The sequence below is a fragment of the Amycolatopsis sp. NPDC054798 genome (assembly GCF_053611505.1).
On record NZ_JBSHAM010000024.1, the window covers coordinates 69127 to 87658 of the forward strand.

18 protein-coding genes are annotated in these 18532 nt (G+C 69.3%); 7 read left to right on the plus strand and 11 right to left on the minus strand.

Annotation, left to right across the window (positions count from 1 at the left end):
• Positions 1 to 138: 138 nt before the first annotated feature.
• Positions 139 to 1041, minus strand: a complete 903-nt coding sequence (locus ACWGIC_RS17420; RefSeq protein ID WP_452076953.1) for a LysR family transcriptional regulator — start codon at positions 1039 to 1041, stop codon at positions 139 to 141.
• A gap of 87 nt (positions 1042 to 1128) precedes the next feature.
• Here ACWGIC_RS17420 and ACWGIC_RS17425 point away from each other — a divergent pair, with 87 nt between their 5' ends.
• Positions 1129 to 2385, plus strand: a complete 1257-nt coding sequence (locus ACWGIC_RS17425) for an aspartate aminotransferase family protein (protein WP_452076954.1) — start codon at positions 1129 to 1131, stop codon at positions 2383 to 2385.
• Between the two features lies 1 nt (position 2386).
• On the opposite strand, the gene ACWGIC_RS17430 is transcribed toward ACWGIC_RS17425, so the two are convergent.
• The gene (locus ACWGIC_RS17430; protein ID WP_452076955.1) at positions 2387 to 2902 is read right to left on the minus strand and encodes a DUF3558 family protein; all 516 of its coding nucleotides are present in this window, start codon (positions 2900 to 2902) and stop codon (positions 2387 to 2389) included.
• 191 nt (positions 2903 to 3093) lie between these two features.
• Here ACWGIC_RS17430 and ACWGIC_RS17435 point away from each other — a divergent pair, with 191 nt between their 5' ends.
• On the plus strand, positions 3094 to 5454 hold the full coding sequence (locus tag ACWGIC_RS17435; RefSeq protein WP_452076956.1) for a penicillin acylase family protein: 2361 nt from the start codon (positions 3094 to 3096) through the stop codon (positions 5452 to 5454).
• Here ACWGIC_RS17435 and ACWGIC_RS17440 read toward each other — a convergent pair.
• A complete protein-coding gene (locus ACWGIC_RS17440; protein ID WP_452076957.1) occupies positions 5438 to 5836 on the minus strand; it encodes a hypothetical protein in 399 nt (132 codons plus the stop codon). The two genes, ACWGIC_RS17435 and ACWGIC_RS17440, sit on opposite strands and share 17 nt — an antisense overlap.
• A gap of 182 nt (positions 5837 to 6018) precedes the next feature.
• On the opposite strand from ACWGIC_RS17440, the gene ACWGIC_RS17445 reads away from it, so the two are divergent.
• Complete coding sequence (locus ACWGIC_RS17445) at positions 6019 to 7263, plus strand: sensor histidine kinase (protein WP_452076958.1); 1245 nt, start codon at positions 6019 to 6021, stop codon at positions 7261 to 7263.
• A complete protein-coding gene (locus ACWGIC_RS17450; protein WP_452076959.1) occupies positions 7248 to 7892 on the plus strand; it encodes a response regulator transcription factor in 645 nt (214 codons plus the stop codon). Before ACWGIC_RS17445 ends, ACWGIC_RS17450 begins: the two co-directional genes overlap by 16 nt.
• A 39-nt stretch (positions 7893 to 7931) precedes the next feature.
• On the opposite strand, the gene ACWGIC_RS17455 is transcribed toward ACWGIC_RS17450, so the two are convergent.
• Positions 7932 to 9584, minus strand: a complete 1653-nt coding sequence (locus ACWGIC_RS17455; RefSeq protein WP_452076960.1) for a glutamate--tRNA ligase — start codon at positions 9582 to 9584, stop codon at positions 7932 to 7934.
• 172 nt (positions 9585 to 9756) lie between these two features.
• Here ACWGIC_RS17455 and ACWGIC_RS17460 point away from each other — a divergent pair, with 172 nt between their 5' ends.
• Positions 9757 to 10425, plus strand: coding sequence for a PadR family transcriptional regulator (locus tag ACWGIC_RS17460; protein WP_452076961.1), 669 nt, complete (start codon positions 9757 to 9759; stop codon positions 10423 to 10425).
• Here ACWGIC_RS17460 and ACWGIC_RS17465 read toward each other — a convergent pair.
• A complete protein-coding gene (locus ACWGIC_RS17465) occupies positions 10359 to 11183 on the minus strand; it encodes a class I SAM-dependent methyltransferase (RefSeq protein ID WP_452076962.1) in 825 nt (274 codons plus the stop codon). The genes ACWGIC_RS17460 and ACWGIC_RS17465 overlap by 67 nt on opposite strands.
• 109 nt (positions 11184 to 11292) lie before the next feature.
• Here ACWGIC_RS17465 and ACWGIC_RS17470 point away from each other — a divergent pair, with 109 nt between their 5' ends.
• Positions 11293 to 12135, plus strand: a complete 843-nt coding sequence (locus ACWGIC_RS17470; protein ID WP_452076963.1) for a VOC family protein — start codon at positions 11293 to 11295, stop codon at positions 12133 to 12135.
• A gap of 5 nt (positions 12136 to 12140) precedes the next feature.
• Here ACWGIC_RS17470 and ACWGIC_RS17475 read toward each other — a convergent pair whose 3' ends face one another.
• From ACWGIC_RS17475 to ACWGIC_RS17500, 6 genes are all read right to left on the minus strand, one after another.
• Entirely contained in the window at positions 12141 to 13073 is a 933-nt protein-coding gene (locus ACWGIC_RS17475) for a phosphatidate cytidylyltransferase (protein ID WP_452076982.1), read from the minus strand.
• A gap of 293 nt (positions 13074 to 13366) precedes the next feature.
• Entirely contained in the window at positions 13367 to 13924 is a 558-nt protein-coding gene (gene frr / locus ACWGIC_RS17480; RefSeq protein ID WP_370939441.1) for a ribosome recycling factor, read from the minus strand.
• A gap of 49 nt (positions 13925 to 13973) precedes the next feature.
• Positions 13974 to 14720, minus strand: coding sequence for a UMP kinase (gene pyrH, locus ACWGIC_RS17485; protein ID WP_452076964.1), 747 nt, complete (start codon positions 14718 to 14720; stop codon positions 13974 to 13976).
• 96 nt (positions 14721 to 14816) lie between these two features.
• Positions 14817 to 15632, minus strand: coding sequence for a translation elongation factor Ts (gene tsf / locus ACWGIC_RS17490; protein WP_452076965.1), 816 nt, complete (start codon positions 15630 to 15632; stop codon positions 14817 to 14819).
• A gap of 82 nt (positions 15633 to 15714) precedes the next feature.
• On the minus strand, positions 15715 to 16605 hold the full coding sequence (gene rpsB / locus ACWGIC_RS17495; protein ID WP_452076966.1) for a 30S ribosomal protein S2: 891 nt from the start codon (positions 16603 to 16605) through the stop codon (positions 15715 to 15717).
• Between the two features lie 917 nt (positions 16606 to 17522).
• A complete protein-coding gene (locus ACWGIC_RS17500; RefSeq protein ID WP_452076985.1) occupies positions 17523 to 17906 on the minus strand; it encodes a hypothetical protein in 384 nt (127 codons plus the stop codon).
• On the opposite strand from ACWGIC_RS17500, the gene ACWGIC_RS17505 reads away from it, so the two are divergent.
• Positions 17820 to 18119, plus strand: coding sequence for a peptidoglycan DD-metalloendopeptidase family protein (locus ACWGIC_RS17505; protein WP_452076983.1), 300 nt, complete (start codon positions 17820 to 17822; stop codon positions 18117 to 18119). The genes ACWGIC_RS17500 and ACWGIC_RS17505 overlap by 87 nt on opposite strands.
• Positions 18120 to 18532 lie beyond the last annotated feature (413 nt).

The window sequence follows — 18532 nt, forward strand, 5'->3', positions numbered from 1 at the left end:
TCGGGGCGGCCCTCCCGCGCTGTCTTTCCGGTGCCTGTCCACTTGGTGGGTTTTTTTCAGAACGGGGGGCCAGTTCAGGCACCACCGAACCTGCGGGCTGGGTCCGAAACGTAGCCTCAGCAGCACAAATCGTGGCGGTTAAGCCTGCTCCACCGCCGCCGGAAGCTCGACCGGTTGCCGCAGCGCGTCGAGCACCGCGTTCACCGCCGCTCGCCGCGGCGAACCTCGCCGGGTGACCGCGACGATCGTGCGCGTCACCGGTGTCGCCAGCGCTTTCGTCGCGACCCGGTACCGCGGATCCACCGCCAGCCCGGGCAGCAACGCGATCGACAGTCCGGCCTCGACGTGCTGCAGCGTCATCAGGTAGTTGCTGAACCGGCACACCACGCGCGGCTCGAACCCCGATTCACGGCAGAGCCGCAGCGTCAGGTTCGCCATGTAGGAGTGGGGGATGTCGAGCGCCCACGGTTCGCCGGAGCAGTCCGCGAGCACGGCGGGACCGGGCGGCCCCTGCCGGTCGAGCGCGGTGACCAGCACGATCGGATCGGTCGCGAGCCGGATGATCTCGAGGTCAGGGCCGAGCGGCAGGTCGACGAAATCGGTGGTGGTGATGATGACGTCGCTGTCGCCTGCCCGAAGCGCCGGGACGCTTTCGTGCGGTTCCCGTTCCGCCAGTTCGGTTTCCAGCCGCGGATAGGTCTCGGCCAGCCGGGTCGCGGCGGGCACGGCGAAGGTGTGGATCGCGCTCTGGAACGCGCCGATCCGCACCAGCCCGGCCGGTTCGTCGCCGCGCAGTTCGGCCTCGACCGCGTCGAGGTGGTCGAGGATCGCGCGCGCCTGCCGGGCCAGTTTCTCCCCGGCGGGAGTCAGCCGGACACGGCGGCCGGTGCGTTCGAGCAGCCGGGTGCGGGTTTCGGTTTCCAGCAGCGCGAGCTGATGCGACACCGTGGAGGCGCTGAGATTCACGTCCTGCGCGACCGCACGAACCGTGCCGAGCACGGCAAGCCGACTCAGCAGCCGCAACCGCCACGGGTTCAACATGACCCCATCGTTGTTCGATGCCATCGAACAAGCAAGCAGAAACTGTGAGATGGACGCGGCGCTCGGCGCGGCTCTACCGTCGAAGCCATGGCCACCGACACCTTCTGGTCCGACGTCGACCGGCACCTCGTCCGCTACGCCGGTCCTGGTTCGTTCACCGGCGAGATCATCGACCGCGCCGAGGGCAGTTTCGTCTTCACCGAGGACGGACGGCGGATCCTCGACTTCACGTCCGGGCAGATGAGCGCGATCCTCGGGCACGCGCATCCGGAGATCGTCGAGACCGTCCGCAAGCAGGCCGCGAAGCTCGACCACCTGTTCAGCGGGATGCTGAGCCGCCCGGTAGTCGACCTCGCGCGACGGCTGGCCGAGACGCTGCCGGATCCGCTGGAGAAGGCGCTGCTGCTGACCACCGGCGCCGAGTCCAACGAGGCCGCGCTGCGAATGGCGAAACTGGTGACCGGCAAGCACGAGATCGTCTCATTCGCCCGGTCCTGGCACGGGATGACGCAAGCCGCAGCGAGCGCCACCTACAGCGCCGGCCGCAAGGGCTACGGTCCGGGCGCGCCGGGCAACTTCGCCATCCCGGTGCCCGGTGCGGACTGGGAGCACCAGCTGGACCTCGCGTTCGACCTGATCGACGCGCAATCGGTCGGGAGCCTCGCCGCGTGCCTGGTGGAGCCGATCCTCAGCTCCGGCGGGATCCTCGTGCCGCCGCCGGGTTATTTCCAGGCGCTGCAACGGAAATGCCGGGAACGCGGCATGCTGCTGATCCTCGACGAAGCGCAGACCGGGTTGTGCCGCACCGGAACCTGGTACGCCTTCGAACACGACGGCGTAGTGCCCGACATCCTCACCGTGTCCAAAACTCTCGGTGCCGGTCTGCCGCTCGCCGCGGTGCTGACGAGCGCGGAAATCGAGCAGGAAGCCCACGATCGCGGCTACCTGTTCTTCACCACGCACGTCTCGGACCCGCTCCCGGCGGCGGTCGGGAACACGGTGCTGGACGTGCTGATCCGCGACCGGCTCGACGAACGCGCCCGTCAGCTCGGCGACCGGTTGCGCGCCGGACTGGACGAAATCGCGGCGCGGCACGAGGCGGTCGGCGAGATCCGGGGCCGGGGTCTGCTCGCCGGGCTGGAGCTGAGCGGCGGCGGACCGGACGCGGACAAACTCGGTGCCCGCGTGACGCAGCGGTGCCTCGAACTCGGGCTGCACATGAACATCGTGCAGCTGCCCGGGATGGGCGGGGTGTTCCGGATCGCGCCGCCGCTGACCGCCGCCGAAAGCGAGATCGACCTCGGACTGTCCATTCTGGACGAGGCGATCGGGGACGTCTCGTAGCTCAGCTGGGAATGCGGCCCGCGATGGCGGTCGCTGCCTTCTTGGCGATGTCGCAGCTCTTCGACGGGTCCTGCTTGTCGTCGACGGCGACGTAAACCAGCTGGTTGGTCGTCACCGCGAGGATGACGGCGCAGGTCTCGGGCCCGGAGATGGAACCCTTCGTCATGCCCGCCTTGTACCCGGCGATGTCGGAGATCGGCTTGACCGTCGAGCCCTCGAACTGGACGGCGTAGCCATCCGCGTCGACCTCCGAGAGGGTCACGGAGTAGCCAGTGCCCTCGCACCGGCGGCCCTCGGCCTTGGGCGTGGTGCCGCTTTCCTGCGCGAGTTCGGGCACGTCAGACGGCTTGAGCAGGCTGCACGGGTCGGTGTTCGCGAGCGGCGTCCCGGTCTTGCCGCCATCCTTCTGCTCGGGTGCGGCGCTGCTTTCCGCGCCCTTGTCGCTGCCGCCGCTGGTGCTGCCTCCGGCACAGGCCGCGAGTCCCAGCACACAAGCCAAGGTCACAGCAGCCGTCACCACTACACGTCGCATCGCATCCCCCAGGGGTCCGGTCTGGCTCGGGACAATAATGGAACGGCTCCCGCGCGGCACTTTGGACGATGCCGCACGCCGTCCGGTTCCCCCTACCCGTCCCGGTTCAGGGGTGGGTCCCCGCCCTCGCCGCGATTAGCGTCCGCGAGGTCAACGCTGCTGCCGGGGGTGGGGAAATGCGGTCCAAAGCTACCGTCCTGATACTCGTTCTGACGCTGCTCGGCACCGCCCCAGCCGCCCCAGCCTCCGCGAGCCCCGCCATCGCTCTCGACGGCCTTTCCCGTCCAGTCGAGCTGCTTGTCGACAAATGGGGCGTCCCGCACATCTACGCCGCCAACACCGCGGACCTGTTCTACGCACAAGGCTTCACCGTCGCCCGCGACCGGCTTTTCCAGCTCGACACCTGGCGCCGCCGGGGTCTCGGGCTGCTCAGCGAAGTCCTCGGCGAGTCCTATGTGGACCAAGACCGCGCCGCCCGGCTGTTCCTCTACCGCGGCGACATGCAGAAAGAATGGGCCTCCTACGGTCCCGAAGCCAAACTCGCCGCCACCCGGTTCGCCCAGGGGATCAACTCCTACGTCGACTGGCTCGGCAAACATCCCGAGGCCGCGCCGCCGGAGTTCGGCAAGCTCGGCTACCAGCCGTCGCACTGGCGGCCCGAGGACGTCGTCCGCATCCGGACGCACGCGATCGGCGAGAACCTCATGTGGGAGGTCGCCCGCGCGCAGATGGTGTGCAAGGCCGGGCCGGGCGCGAGCAAGTACCTCCGCAGCCTGCACCCCGACCACGAGGCCGCGGTGCCGGAAGGGCTCGATCCCTGTTCAGTCCCCGGCGACGTGCTTTCCGTCTACAACAAGGCGACCGCGGCGGTCACGTTCCCGAAGGGCGTCGCCGGGCCGAAGGACATCGCCGACGCCACCAGCGGCAGCAACTCTTGGGCGATCGGCCCGGACCGCACCGCGTCCGGACGCCCGATCCTCGCCAACGATCCGCACCGCGGCGCCGACGCGCTGCCGTCCGGTCGTTACGTCGCCCAGCTTTCCGCGCCCGGCCTGAACCTCACCGGGGCCGGCGAGCCGTGGAACCCGGGCATCGCCATCGGGCACAACGATTCCGTCGCGTTCGGGCTGACGAATCTGCCGGTCGACCAGACCGACCTCTACGTCTACGAACTCGACCCCGCCGACCACAGCCGGTACCGCTACCGCGACGGCTGGGAGCCGATCGCCAAGGTCTCCGAGAGCATCCCGGTGCTCGGCGGCCAGCCGGTCACCCGCGAGCTGGCCTTCACCCGGCACGGCCCGATCGTGAAGGTCGACGAGGCGGCGCACCGGGCGTTCGCCGTGCGCACCGCGTGGACCGAACCGGGCAGCGCGGCCTACCTCGGCAGCCTGAACTACCAGCGGGCCCGCAACTTCACCGAGTTCACCGACGGAATGCGCACCTGGGGCGCGCCCGGATCCAACCTCGTCTACGCCGACGTCCACGGCGACATCGGCTACGTGCCCGGCGCGCTGACCCCGCGCCGCACCGGGGCCGGATACGACGGCCTGCTGCCCGTCCCCGGCGACGGCCGCTACGAATGGAACGGTTTCCACGCCAACTCCGAACTCCCGTGGCAGCACAACCCGCCGGCCGGATTCTTCGCCTCCGCCAACGACTACAACCTTCCGCCGGGCTTCCCGGTGGTCTCCAACTACGAATGGCAGCTGCCCTACCGCAAGGAGCGAATCGACGAGCTGATCAAGTCGACGCCGCGCGCCCGCGTCGCCGATTCGCTCGCCATCCAGCGCGACGAGAAGTCCTTGCTGGCCACCCGGCTCACCCCGTTCCTGCGGAATCTCTCCTCCACCGACCCGGACACCGCGAAGGCGCTCGACCTGCTGCGCGGGTTCGACGGCGTCGCCTCGGTGGATTCCGCCCCGGCCGCGCTGTACGAAACCTGGCTGCTGAAGTACCTCCACGGCGGGTGGGCGCACACGATGCTCCCGCAGGACGCCGCGGATGTCCTGTCCCGCACCATCAATCCGGATTTCAGCCTCGTGCTCGCGTCGTTCGCCGACCCGGACGCATGGTTCGGCCCGGGCGGCGCGGCCAAACGCGACAAACTCATCCTCGACACTCTCCCGCTCGCTTTCCGCGACGTCGCCGGAAAACTCGGCGGCGACCCGGCGAAGTGGCGCTGGGGCTCGCTGCAGTACCAGGAGTTCGTGCACCCGGCAGGCGGCCCGAACGTCGGCCCGACCCCGGTCGGCGGCGACTACCAGACCGTCCACCCGTCGTTCTTCCACCCGCTCACCTACCAGCAGATCATCGGCGCGACCTTCAAAATGGCCCTCGACGTCGGCAACTGGGACGCGTCGCGGGCAATCAACGCCCCCGGCCAGTCCGGCGACCCACGCAGTCCGCACTACCGCGATCTGAACGACCTGTGGGCCTCCGGCGGCTCGTTCCCCTTGCTGTCGAGCCGCGCGGCGGTCGAACGGAACCTCGACTCCCGAATCCGGCTGGTCCCGAAGTTCACTTCGGGAACGTAGCCCGCAGCCGGACGAGCGGGACCGCGGCGGCGGCCAGCACGACAGCGCAGGCCGTCTGCAACAGCAGGAACCAGAACGGGCACGCGCCCGGAATCAGGTCGACGCCGACGAGAGCGATCGGAGCGACGATCGAGATGAGCCGCGCCCGCTGATAAGCCCTGTTCGACCCCTTCGCCGCGAGCGACACCAGCCAGTACACGATCACGGCGCTGACCGGCACCAGCGCGGAGCGAGTCCACATGAAACTGGTCGCCGTCCCGTCGGCGACTGCTAGCGCGACGATCGTGCCGAAGACGGCGACGCCCATCGTTCCGTAGGCCACGACCAGCCCCTTCACCAAGCCGAACGGACGCTGGACGACCGGGCGTTCGATGGTCTGCATTGCTGTTCTCCCTTGTGGTTTCCCGTTGTGCCAGCAACGCTAGGAAGCCGCGGCCCGGCCCGGTATGGGTCTGGGCGCACAAGGGGGTGGGTCTGGACCCACTCCTGTCCCGCAGCGGCGGGAATCCGGCGTTTCGTGGTGCACAGTGGACCGCGAAGCCGGATGGACAAGGGGAAGAAACGATGCGACAGCTACGGTCCTGGGTGCGCGACTGCGGCGTGGGATTCGTCCGCGCTGCCCAAGCGGCGGGCGTGGCCCTGCTGATCCCGGCGGTCTGGGCGGCGGCGGTCGGCCTGTGGCAGTGGTGGGGCGGCAACCCGTGGTCGTGGATCGCGCCGTTCGTCTGGGCGGTGATCGGGACGCTGCTGCTGGCGCGGCCGGTGTGCCAGATGACGCGGGTCCTGGTCGCGAACTGGACCGGCGTCGTGCTCCCGCCCGGATACCGCGAGATGCCGCCGGTCACCCAGCTGTCGACCGGATACTGGTGGAACGGCCACTCCTACTCGCGCACCCGCGAAGAAGCCCGGCGCGAGCAGCGGCTGAAGGCCTGGCGCCACGACCCGGCGACCTGGCGGGACCTGCGGTTCGTTCTCGTCGCGCCGTTCTCGTTCGGCCTGGTCGCTCTTGTGCCGCTGCTCGGCGTCGCCGCGGCGGTCCTGACGTTGGTGAATCTCCCGGACGGCTACCTGGCCGGTCTGCTGGTGACGATCGCGACCGCGCCGTACGCCTGGCGAAGCGTCATCCCGGTAGCCACGCGGTTCCTGGGCGCGTCCGCCACGATGGCGCTCGCCGAACGGGTCGACACCCTGACCGCGTTGCGCGCGGACACGACCATCGCGCAAGCCGCGGAAATCCGCCGCATCGAACGGGATCTGCACGACGGCGCGCAAGCCCGGCTGGTCGCGCTCGGCCTCGCGCTGGCGACGGCGGAGAAGCTGATGGAGACGAATCCCGAGCAGGCCAAGGAATTGCTGCGCGACGCCCGGGCCGGTGCCGCCACCTCGCTCACCGAATTACGCGAGCTGGTCCGCGGCATCAGCCCGCCCGTGCTGAACGAACGCGGCCTTGCCGACGCTGTCCGCGCGATGGCGATGGACCTGCCGGTGGACGTAGCCGTCGAAACCGATCTGCCGCAGCCGCTCGATCCGCCGATCGAATCCGCGCTGTACTTCGGGATCGCCGAACTGCTCGCCAACGCAGTGAAGCACGCCCACGCGTCGCATGTGCAGGTTTCCCTTGTGCAGGAAGGGAATCGGCTGTGCGCCGAGGTCAAGGACGACGGCCGAGGCGGTGCCGAAATCCGTCCGGACGGCGGGCTCGCCGGACTGCGCCGTCGTCTCGCGGTCTTCGACGGCACTCTAGAAATCACCAGCCCGGCAGGCGGGCCGACGCGAGCGTGGATGATGGTGCCATGCGCATCGTCGTAGCCGAAGACCTCTACCTGCTGCGGGACGGGCTCGTCCGGCTCCTGCAGGCCTACGGCCACGAGGTGGTGGCGACCGCGACGACCGGTCCGGAAACCGTCGCCGTACTGCGGGAACACCGGCCGGACGTCGCTGTGGTCGATGTCCGGATGCCGCCGACGCAAACCGACGAGGGCCTGCGCGCGGTGCTCGCCGCCCGGCGCGAGACGCCCGGACTTCCGGTGCTGATCCTGTCGCAGCACGTCGAACAGCTCTACGCCCGCGAACTCCTGACCGACGGGGCCAGCGGGGTCGGATACCTGTTGAAGGACAGCGTTTTCGAGGCCGAGCAGTTCATCGACGCCCTCGAACGCGTCGCGGCCGGCGGCACGGCGATGGACCCGGCGGTGATCTCGAAACTGCTCACGAGCGGGTCGCCGGATCAGCGCCTCGGCTCGCTGACCGAGCGCGAGCGTTCGGTGCTGGAACTGATGGCGGAAGGCCTGTCCAACGCGGAGATCGCCCGGCGGCTGTTCCTGAGCGAAAGCGCGATCAGCAAGTACACGACGTCGCTGTTCGGCAAGCTCGGCATCACCGACGACGACACCGGGAACCGGCGTGTGCTGGCGGTGCTGACTTACCTGAACTCGTGAGCGCCCGAGCCTATTGGCACCCGGACGCTCACGAGCAGGTCAGTTGATCAAATTGCCGAAGCGCCGCAACGTTTCCTCCGCGCCCAGCGCCTGCGTGATCGAGTGCAGGTCCGGGCTGCGGGTCGACCCGGTGATCGCGATCCGGATGATCTGCGACGCCTCGCGGATCGAACCCGGGTAGGCGTCCGGGTCCTTCTTGTATTCCTTGGCGTTCTTGGCGAACCCGTGCTTCGCCGCGACCTCGCGGATCTGCTGGAACCACTCCTGGCCGTCGTCGAGCTGCTGATAGGCCGACACGAAGTCCGACGCCACCGCGCGCACGACGTCCGCCGGAACGCCGAGCGCCGCGATCCGCTCGTCGTCGGGACCGGTCGCCGCCTGGTGCAGCTGCGGGAAGAAGAACCCGTAGACGGCACGGAACTCGCTCCACTTCTTCAAGTCCTTGCGCGGGTTCTCGACGCCTTCGCGCTCCACCGCCAGCGCACGCAGCGCCAGCTCTCGCGAGGACTCCAGCACCGCCTTCAGCTCCGGGTCGAACCGATCGGCCCACTCCAGCACCGACGCGAGAATCTCCTCGCCGGACAGCGTCGCGACGTAGTCCGCGGCGAGGTCGTCCAGCTTCACCAGGTCCACGAGCGGACCGGCGACGCCGCATTCGTCCAGGTTGATCGGCGCGTCCAGCGCTTCGGCCAGCGGCATCTCGGCAAGCCGCCCGTTCGCCAGGCCGCGCAGGTAGTACAGCACCGCCGGGACCGGGTAGCCCGCTTCGAGGTAGAAGTCGACGGAGGCTTCCGGGTCCTTGCGCTTGGACAGCTTCCGCTTGCTGCCGCCCTCCTGCTTCATCAGCGGCGCGATGTGCGCGTACTGGATCGGCTCGAAGCCGAGCGCCTCGAACAGCTGCTGGTGCGTCGGCACCGACGAGATCCACTCGTCGCCGCGGATCACGAGGTTCACGCGCATCAGGTGGTCGTCGACAGCGTGCGCGAAGTGGTAGGTCGGCAGCCGCGGGCTCTGGTCGGAGCTCTTGAGGATGACCACGTCGTTGCGGTTGGCCTCGGCCTCGATGGTGCCGCGGATCGCGTCGGTGAAGCGCACGCGCTGCCCGGTGTCGTCGGGCGCGCGGAAGCGGACCACCCACGGCTCGCCCGCGTCGAGCTTCGCCTGTACGTCGGCCGGGTCGGCGTCGCGCCAGATCGCCCACGACCCGTAGTAGCCCGTCGGGAGCTTCGTCGCCTGCTGCCGTGCGGTGATGGACGCCAGTTCGTCCTTCGTCGCGAAGTCGATGTACGCGCGGCCTTCGCGCAGCAGGTGCCGTACGTAGGTGAGGTAGATCTGCTCGCGCTCAGACTGCCGGTACGGGCCGTACTCGCCGCCGCGCACCGCGTCCTCGTCGGCCTGCAGCCCGAAGTACGCGAAGCCGCGTTCGAACTGCTCCAGCGCGCCTTCGACCTCGCGCGACTGGTCGGTGTCCTCGACGCGCACCAGGTAGCGGCCCTCGGAGCGGCGCGCGACGTCCTGGTCGATCGTCGCGACGTAGATGCCGCCGATGTGCACGAACCCGGTCGGTGACGGGCCGAACCGGGTCACCTTCGCACCGTCGGGCAGCTGCCGGGCCGGATAGCGCTGTTCCCAGTGCTCAGGCTCGGGCAGATCCGCGGGGAACAAGGCGTCGATGACCGCACGGTCCAGCATCGGAGGTCGGGTCTCCCAGGTCGTTCGGGTGTTTTCGCTAGTGCTTCGAGTATCGCCGACCGCCGTCTCCGCCGGTCGCTCAGGTCCCCGGGTTGTCGTTACGGTTGCGAACCGACCGTTTCCGATATATCGTGAACGTGTCGCAACAGTTCGAGAAAGGAAAACCGACACCATGAACCGACGACGACACCCTTTCCCCGGCGGACGCTCCTTCCCCGGCGGACATCACGAACACGGAGAGCACGACCAGCACGGACGGTCCTCGTTCGGACCGTGGGGCCGGGAATTCGGAGAGTTCGCCTTCGGGCCCGGCGGTCGCGGACGACGCGGCCACGGTCCGGGCGGACGCCGGGGCTCCCGGCGCGGCCGGCGCGGCGACGTGCGGGCGGCGATCCTCGTCCTGCTCGCGGAGCAGCCGCGGCACGGGTACGAGATCATCCGCGAGATCGGCGAGCGCAGCGGCGGGCTCTGGAAGCCCAGCCCCGGCTCGATCTACCCGACCCTGCAGATGCTGGCCGACGAGGGCCTGGTGGTGAGCCGCGACGAGAGCGGAAAGAAGCTCTTCGAACTCACTGAAGAGGGCCGCAGCACCGCCGAGCAGCAGACTGGCACCCCGCCGTGGGAGCACTTCACCGACGACGTCGAACCGGTCGAGCACGACCTGCGCAAGGCAGGCGCGACGCTGGCCGCGGCGGTCGTGCAGGTGATGCGAGCCGGCAGCGAAAACCAGCAGGCCCGCGCGGTGGACGTGCTCAACGAAGCCCGCCGGTCGATCTACTCGATCCTCGGCGAGGTCGAGGATTCGGATGACGCGGCCGAATCCGGAGAGGCAGCCGAGTGACCGGGCAGGACGAGGCCGGCGGGTTTGACGCGGCAATGCACGCGATAACCCACCGGCAGCGTCACTTCGCCCGGCCCCGGGTTCAGCCGGCGCGTATCGGCGATCGCCCGCTGCGCGACCTTCGCGCTGAACTCGATCTTCAACACTGATTCCGCCGCGGCGAAGTCCGCGAAGCGCCAACGCGTGCGTACGCGCCGACAGTTGAAGCCGTGCGCGGCGAAGAAGCGTTCCACCGCAGGCGGGTCGTAGTGCGGCAAATCCGCCCGCATCCACCCGCCGTACGGCTCACTGGTCACGTCGAGGTCGACGATCACGATCGATCCTCCGGGCCGCAGCACCCGTTCCGCTTCGCGCAATCCGGGTTCGCACCCGGGACCGAAGAAGTACGCGGTCCGCGCGTGCACGACGTCCACGCTGGCGTCGTCCACCGGCAACTGCTGCGCGCGTCCCACGCGAACCCGCACGTTCTCCAGATCCCGCACCCGTCGTTCCGCGTCCCGCGCGAGCGGCGGGTGCGGTTCGATTCCGAGCACCGAACGCGCGTCCGCGGCGAAGAACGGCAAGTGGTATCCGTCACCACAGCCGAGATCGAGAACGTCGCGACCGATCCAGTCGCACTCTTCGCGCAGTACGCGCCAGATCTCCCCGTCCGCGTCCTGCGCCCGGTTCTCCACCTCGTAAACGGGCTGGTAGTACCAAATGTTCGGGCTGGGAACGACTTCTTCGGACGCCGCCGGACCGCGGAAGAACCAGCGCACGGCACTCCTCTCCGATCCAGGCGCCGGCAGGCGCGGCGGCTTTCCCGTTCAGAGCGTAGAACCCCGCCCGTCCGAATACACTTCATCCCTCATCGGGGAGGAGACCGCAATGTCGATCGGCTGGCCAGGCGCCCGCACGATCCCGGCAGGGTTGCCCTGCTGGGTCGAGGTGGCGTGTGACGACGAAGCTCGGACCCAAGACTTCTACTCCCGCCTTTTCGGCTGGGAGTACGAAACCCGGCGCGATCCCGCGGCGCCGACCGGCCGGTACTCCATCGCCTCGTGCGACGGGGTTCCCGCCGGTGGTCTGTACCAAGCCGGAGCCCGCAGCGCACCCGGCTGGACGCTGCAGCTCGCGGTGCCGCACACGGCGAGCGCGGCCGAATGGGTGGAACACCTCGGCGGCCAGGTGACCCTCGGGCCGATCGCGATTCCCGACCGCGGCAGCATCGTGCACGCGATCGACGCGTGCGGCGCGCCGGTGGTGTTCTGGGAAGCCCCGCCGGACTGGCAGTTCGCCGGCGGCGTGCCCAACGCGTTCAGCGGCGCGGACCTGAACACACACGACGGCGTAGCCGCGGATCACTTCTACACCAAGCTTTTCAACTACTCGAGCCGTCAGGTCGGCGACGGTGAAAGCGTTGACTATGCCGAATATTCCATTGAGCACACGGCGGTGCTGTACCGCTACGTGATGGGTCCCGAGTACCGCCGGGACACTCCCCCGCACTGGCTCGTGTACTTCGAGGTCGATCCCGCGCGAGGAACGGACGCGGCGGCGGGCGAGGCGCTGATGCTGGGCGGCTCGGTGGTGCTCGAGCCGTACGACACCCCGTTCGGCCGCACCTCGATCCTCGCCGATCCGGACGGCGCGGTGTTCGCGGTGATCGACCACTCGCGAGTGCTGGAAGACGTGGGCCGCGCCGAAGTCGACGACCCCTACGACGACTGAGGGATTCAGGCAGGCACGAAGGCCGACAGCAGCAGCCACGACACGACGGCCGAGGGCAGCAGCGAGTCGAGGCGGTCCATGATGCCGCCGTGGCCGGGCAGCAGCGTGCCCATGTCCTTGATGCCGAGGTCGCGTTTGATGAGCGATTCGACGAGGTCGCCGAGCGTCGCGGTGAGCACGATGGCCGCGCCGAAGATGACGCCCTGCCAGGCGTGGCCGTCCAGCATGAGGCTGAGCGTGAGCGCGCCCGCGACGATGCCCGCGATCATCGAACCGGCGAAGCCCTCCCAGGACTTCTTCGGGCTGATCGTGGGCGCCATCGGATGCTTGCCGCCGAGCACGCCGGCGATGTAGCCGCCGGTGTCGGAAGCGACCACGGCGATCAGGAACGTGAGCACGCGCCCGACACCGTCGTGCGGCGGCACGAGCATGGCCGCGAACGCGCCGAACAACGGCAGGTACGCGGCAGCGAAAACAGAAGCGCTGACGTCGCGCACGTAGCCCTTCGCGCCGCCGGGCAATCGCCACAGCAGACAGGCGAGGACGGTGAGCACGAACGCGGTGAGCGCGCCTTCCCGGCCGAACGGCCAGGCCAGCCAGATCATCGCCTGCCCGCCGGCGAGCACCGGGATCAGCGCGACCTTGGTGTCCGCGACCCGGCGCAGCACGCCGGAGAACTCGAACGTGCCGACCGCGATCGCGGCGGCGATGATCCCGATGAAGAGGAACCGGACGGTGAGCAGGGAAACGATGATCGCGGCCCCGAGCAGCAGCCCGACGCCGATCGCCGCGGGAAGGTTGCGACCCGCCCGGGACGCCTTCTTCTCCGGCTCGGTTTTCGCGCTGTTCTCCGGGTTGTCTCCGGCCTCGGGCCCGCCGGTCGCTGGCTCGCCCTTCGCCGACTCGCGCTTGGACGCAGCTTTCGCGCCCTCCGACAGCCCGCCTCGAGCACCCTTCGCCGACTCATCCTTGGACGCAGCTTTCGCGCCCTTCGCCAGCCCGCCCGCGGGAACGCCTTTCGCGCCCTTCGCCGACTCGGCCCCGGCTTCCGCCTGTTTCCCCGGCACAGCACCGGATTCCGCGCGCGCAGCCGCCGCGGAGTCCGTTTTCCGCTGCACAGCAGGGTTTTCCGGAGCCGGTTCCAGCCGCGACACCGGGTCCGGCTCGGCGGCCGGGTCCGGTGGCGGGATGTCGCTCACCCGCTCGTCGCGTTCCTCGCTCACCTGGCTCATCAGACCTCGAGCAGCTCGGCTTCCTTGTGTTTCACCAGCTCGTCGACCTGGTGCACGTAGGTGTCGGTGAGGTTCTGCAGCTCCTTCTCGGCGCGCGCGACCTCGTCCTCGCCCGCTTCGCCGTCCTTGGCGATGCGGTCGAGTTCTTCCTTGGCCTTGCGGCGGACGCTGCGGATCGAGACGCGGGCGTCCTCGCCCTTGCCCTTCGCGACCTTCACCATCTCCTTGCGCCGCTCCTCGGTGAGCTGCGGGATGACGATGCGGATGACGTTGCCGTCGTTGCTCGGGTTGACGCCGAGGTCGGACTCGCGGATCGCCTTCTCGATGGCGGCGAGCTGCGTCTGGTCGTAGGGCTTGATCAGCGCCATCCGGGCTTCCGGCACGTTGACGCTCGCCAGCTGGTTCAGCGGGGTCGGCGCACCGTAGTACTCGACGACGATGCGGGAGAACATCGACGGGTTGGCCCGCCCGGTGCGCACCGACGTGAGGTCTTCCTTCGCGACGGACACCGCTTTTTCCATCTTCTCCTCGGCGTCGAGGAGGGTCTCGTCGATCACGGCTACTCCCGGTGTTGTGTTGTCGGACCTGAGCTTGATCCCAGCAGGTCTAGGCGGATGCCTCGTCGGCGGGGGTGGAGACCAGCGTGCCGATCCTCTCACCGCCCACCGCACGGGCGATGTTGCCCTCGGTGAGCAGGTTGAACACGATGATCGGCATCTTGTTGTCCATGCACAGGCTGAACGCGGTGGCGTCGGCGACCTTGAGGCCGCGCTCGAGCACCTCCCGGTGGCTGATGTCGGTGAACATCTTCGCGTCCGGGTCGGTCTTCGGGTCCGCGGTGTAAACGCCGTCCACGGCCTTGGCCATCAGCACGGCCTCGCAGCCGAGTTCGAGCGCGCGCTGCGCGGCGGCGGTGTCGGTGGAGAAGTACGGCATCCCGACGCCGGCGCCGAAGATCACGACGCGGCCCTTCTCCAGGTGCCGTTCCGCGCGGCGCGGGATGTAGGGCTCGGCGACCTGGCCCATCGTGATCGCGGTCTGCACGCGCGTGGGAAGGCCTTCCTTTTCGAGGAAGTCCTGCAGCGCGAGGCAGTTCATCACAGTGCCGAGCATCGCCATGTAATCGGCGCGGTCGCGGTCCATGCCGCGCTGGGACAGCTCCGCGCCGCGGAAATAGTTGCCGCCGCCGATCACCACCGCGATCTGCACCCCGGTGCGCGCGACGTCGGCGATCTGCTGGGCGACGGAGTGCACGACGTCGGGGTCGACGCCCACCGCGCCGCCGCCGAACATCTCGCCGCCCAGTTTCAGCAGCACCCGGCGGTACCCGCCCTCGACCCGGTCCTCACCCATGTCTGTCGCCTCCTGCCCCTCGGTAGACCCGACTGTGCCCCGTCCCCGATGCGCGGAGACGGGGCACAGTGCCAGAACCTAGTCCCAGTGCCTCGCTCAGGCCTGGCCGACCTCGAACCGGGCGAACCGGGTCAGGGTCACGCCCGCCTCGTCGAGCAGGGCCTTGACGGTCTTCTTGTTGTCCTTGACCGACGGCTGCTCCAGCAGCACGTTGTCCTTGTAGTACGCGTTGACCTTGCCCTCGATGATCTTCGGCAGCGCCTGCTCGGGCTTGCCTTCCTCGCGGGCGGTCTGCTCGGCGATGCGGCGCTCGTTCTCGATGATGTCGGCCGGCACCTCCTCGCGGGTCAGGTACTTCGCGCGCAGCGCGGCGACCTGCATCGCGGCGCCGCGGGCGGCGTCGACGTCGTCGCCGGTGAACTCGACCAGCACGCCGACGGCCGGCGGAAGGTCGGAACCGCGGCGGTGCAGGTAGATCGCGGTCTGGCCCTCGAACGACACCACGCGGCGCAGCTCGAGCTTCTCGCCGATGCGGGCCGACAGCTCCTGCACGGCCTCGTTGACCGGCTTGCCGCCGAGGTCAGCGGCCTTCAGCGCCTCGACGTCGCTGGACTTCAGCGCCTTCGCGGTCTCGACGATCTTCGCCGCGAGCTGCTGGAACTCGTCGTTCTTGGCGACGAAGTCGGTCTCCGAGTCGAGCTCGATCATGACGCCGCCGTCGCCGGCGACCAGGCCCTCGGCGGTGGCGCGCTCGGCGCGCTTGCCGACGTCCTTGGCGCCCTTGATGCGCAGGAACTCGACGGCCTTCTCGAAGTCGCCGTCGTTCTCCTCGAGGGCCTTCTTGCAGTCCATCATGCCCGCGCCGGTCATCTCGCGCAGGCGCTTCACGTCAGCGGCGGTGTAGTTCGCCATCGTGTTGAATCCGTCCGTTTCAGGTACGTGTGCGGTGAGCGCCGTCCGGGCGGCCCTGCGCGGACCGCCCGGACGGGGTGGATCAGGAGTTGGCCGGAGCCTGCTCGCCGGTCGCTTCCGCGGTCTCGGTCGCGGCGGTCTCGGCGGTCTCGGTCGCGGCAGCGGCCTCGGTCGCGTCGGCAGCGGCGGTCTCCGAGCCCGCGAGGAGCTCCTTCTCCCACTCGGCCAGCGGCTCGTCCGAAGCGCCGGTCTCCGGCTTCGCGTCGGCCGAGGCGCCGTTGCGGCCGGAGCGGGCCATCAGCCCGGCAGCGGCGGCCTCGGCGACGACCTTCGTCAGCAGCGCGGCGGAACGGATCGCGTCGTCGTTGCCCGGGATCGGGTAGTCGACCTCGTCCGGGTCGCAGTTGGTGTCGAGGATCGCGACGACCGGGATGTTGAGCTTGCGAGCCTCGCCGACGGCGATGTGCTCCTTCTTGGTGTCGACGATCCACACCGCGGACGGCACCTTGGCCATGTCGCGGATGCCGCCCAGGGTCTTCTCGAGCTTGTCCTTCTCGCGGGTCAGCGTCAGGATCTCGCGCTTGGTCAGCCCGGCGAAGCCGCCGGTCTGCTCCTGGGCCTCGAGCTCCTTCAGGCGGAGAAGGCGCTTGTGGACGGTCTGGAAGTTGGTCAGCATGCCGCCGAGCCAGCGCTGGTTCACGTAGGGCATGCCCACGCGCGCGGCCTCGTTGGCGATCGCTTCCTGAGCCTGCTTCTTCGTGCCGACGAACATGATGGTGCCGCCGTGCGCGACGGTTTCCTTGATGAACTCGAACGCACGGTCGATGTACGTCAGCGTCTGCTGCAGGTCGATGATGTAGATGCCGTTGCGCTCGGTGAAGATGTAGCGCTTCATCTTCGGGTTCCACCGACGGGTCTGGTGCCCGAAGTGCACGCCGCTGTCGAGCAGCTGCTTCATGGTGACGACGGCCATTGCCGGAATCACACCTTCTCTGTAGTCGCGCGCTCCCGCTGTCGGTTTTCGATCCCGCCCGCGGAGGCGCTGTTCCGGTTCGTCGCCCGCGGCCGGGAGGCCGCGGGCCCTGGTGCCGTAGCCGGTGCCCGGACCCACGGGTTCGGTAGTGCGAAACCCCAGGGACCGCCGGACACCGTGCGCCCCTCCGTCCGGGTTCCCGCCGAAGCGGCCCGTCCGGGGACGCGCGCACGTGCACGCGAAGTCAGCCCAGCGAGTGGACTGCGGGATTGATTCTACCCCCTGCCACCAGGCCCGCCCGTGCGGGCAGCCTTCGCCCGGCCCGGGGTTGTCCACAACTGTGCCCGCCTGTGGACAACTGGCTCTGAGCAGCCTGTTCCGACCGGCCGATGACCGACGATGAGGACATGACCACGACACGATCCTTTCCTGCCGTCCCCGCTGCCGCCGCTGCTGCTGTTCCCGCCGATTCCCTTGCCGCCGCAGCTGCCGTTCCCGCCGACAGCACGCCGTCGCCTGTTCCGCGCCCGGACAGAGAGGCAAGCAGCCAAACCGAATCCCCGTCCGACCCGTCTCCGGAAACGCCTCACCCGGTAGTCCTGGCAACCACCGCCCTGCTCGTCCAGCACCCGCTGGCAGCAACGACGCTGCTGAGCCCAGACGACACACTCCCTGCCCTGCCGCACCCCGCAGCCCTCCCCCGGAGCGGCCGCCACCGCCGAGTGCCCGCCAGACCGTCCAGAATCCGCCTCGCACTCCACCGCTCCTGGACCCGCGCGAGTACCGCGACCAGGTACGTCCTCTTCGTTTCCCGCAGGCTCCTCCACCCACCCCTCCCCAGAACAGCGACGACCTTCCCGCCAAGGATCCGAATCTCGCTCCCGTGCGATTTCAGCTGGGGCCACCCGCCGCTGCGCCTAGCCGGCCCCGGCGGCGAACTCTCGTCCCCGCTGTCCGGCCCCGATGCCCGCCGAAACGCCACCCGAACGTGGCTGCTTCTGGCGATAGCCCTGGTTCTGGCGGCAGGCCCAGCAGCGCTCTTCACGTCCCGGGCCAACGCCGCCTCCCTCCAACCCGCCCCCGAAGAACCCGGCCGCCTGACCTGGCCCCTGACGCCTCGCCCGCACGTCACCCGCACCTTCGAACCACCCGCGACCCCGTTCGGTCCAGGTCACCGAGGCGTCGACCTGGAAGCCGCCGACGGACAACAAGTACTGGCCGCAGACAAGGGCGTCGTGGTCTTCGCCGGTCAGGTAGCGGGCCAGGGAGTAGTCGCACTGGACCACGACGGCGGCCTCCACACGACCTACCTCCCCATCACCCCGACAGTCGCCCCCGGAGACCAGATCTACCGCGGCCAGCCCCTGGGAACCGCGACGCCGGGCCACCCAGGTGGTCCGACAGCCACGTGCCTGCACTGGGGAGCCCGCCGCGGCACGGAATACATCGACCCGCTCGCCTTGGTCGGAACCCCGAGCCGGGTCCGGCTCAAGCCGTGGGCAGAAGGGCCGTGACGCTGCCTGATCCGATGCCCACCGGTTGGGTTTGCGCGGAAATCAGCCACAGAAACGAGGTGATTGAACGAGGTAATCGCGGTAACGACGCGGGATGAACATCTGGCCTGCGGCAGCACCCACCGCGCGCCCCGCCGCGGCCCTGTCCCCGGGTGCCCTGGCCCGACCCCGACCCCGAGCCACAGCCCGAAAGACCGCCCGGCAACCAAGACCGTTTGCAGCTAGGGCAATCCAGCCCGACTCAAAGGAGGTCGCGAACCCAGCCACCATCGCCAGCCAGCCAAGCCGCCCGGCCCGCAAGGGTGCGCCAGAAGCAGCCCCAGCTGCCAGCCAACAGCCAGACCACTATCTCCGCCCGGCGCAGCTCACCCCGCGGAGCTTGCCCGGCGGAGCCTGTCAAAGCGGAAGCGACC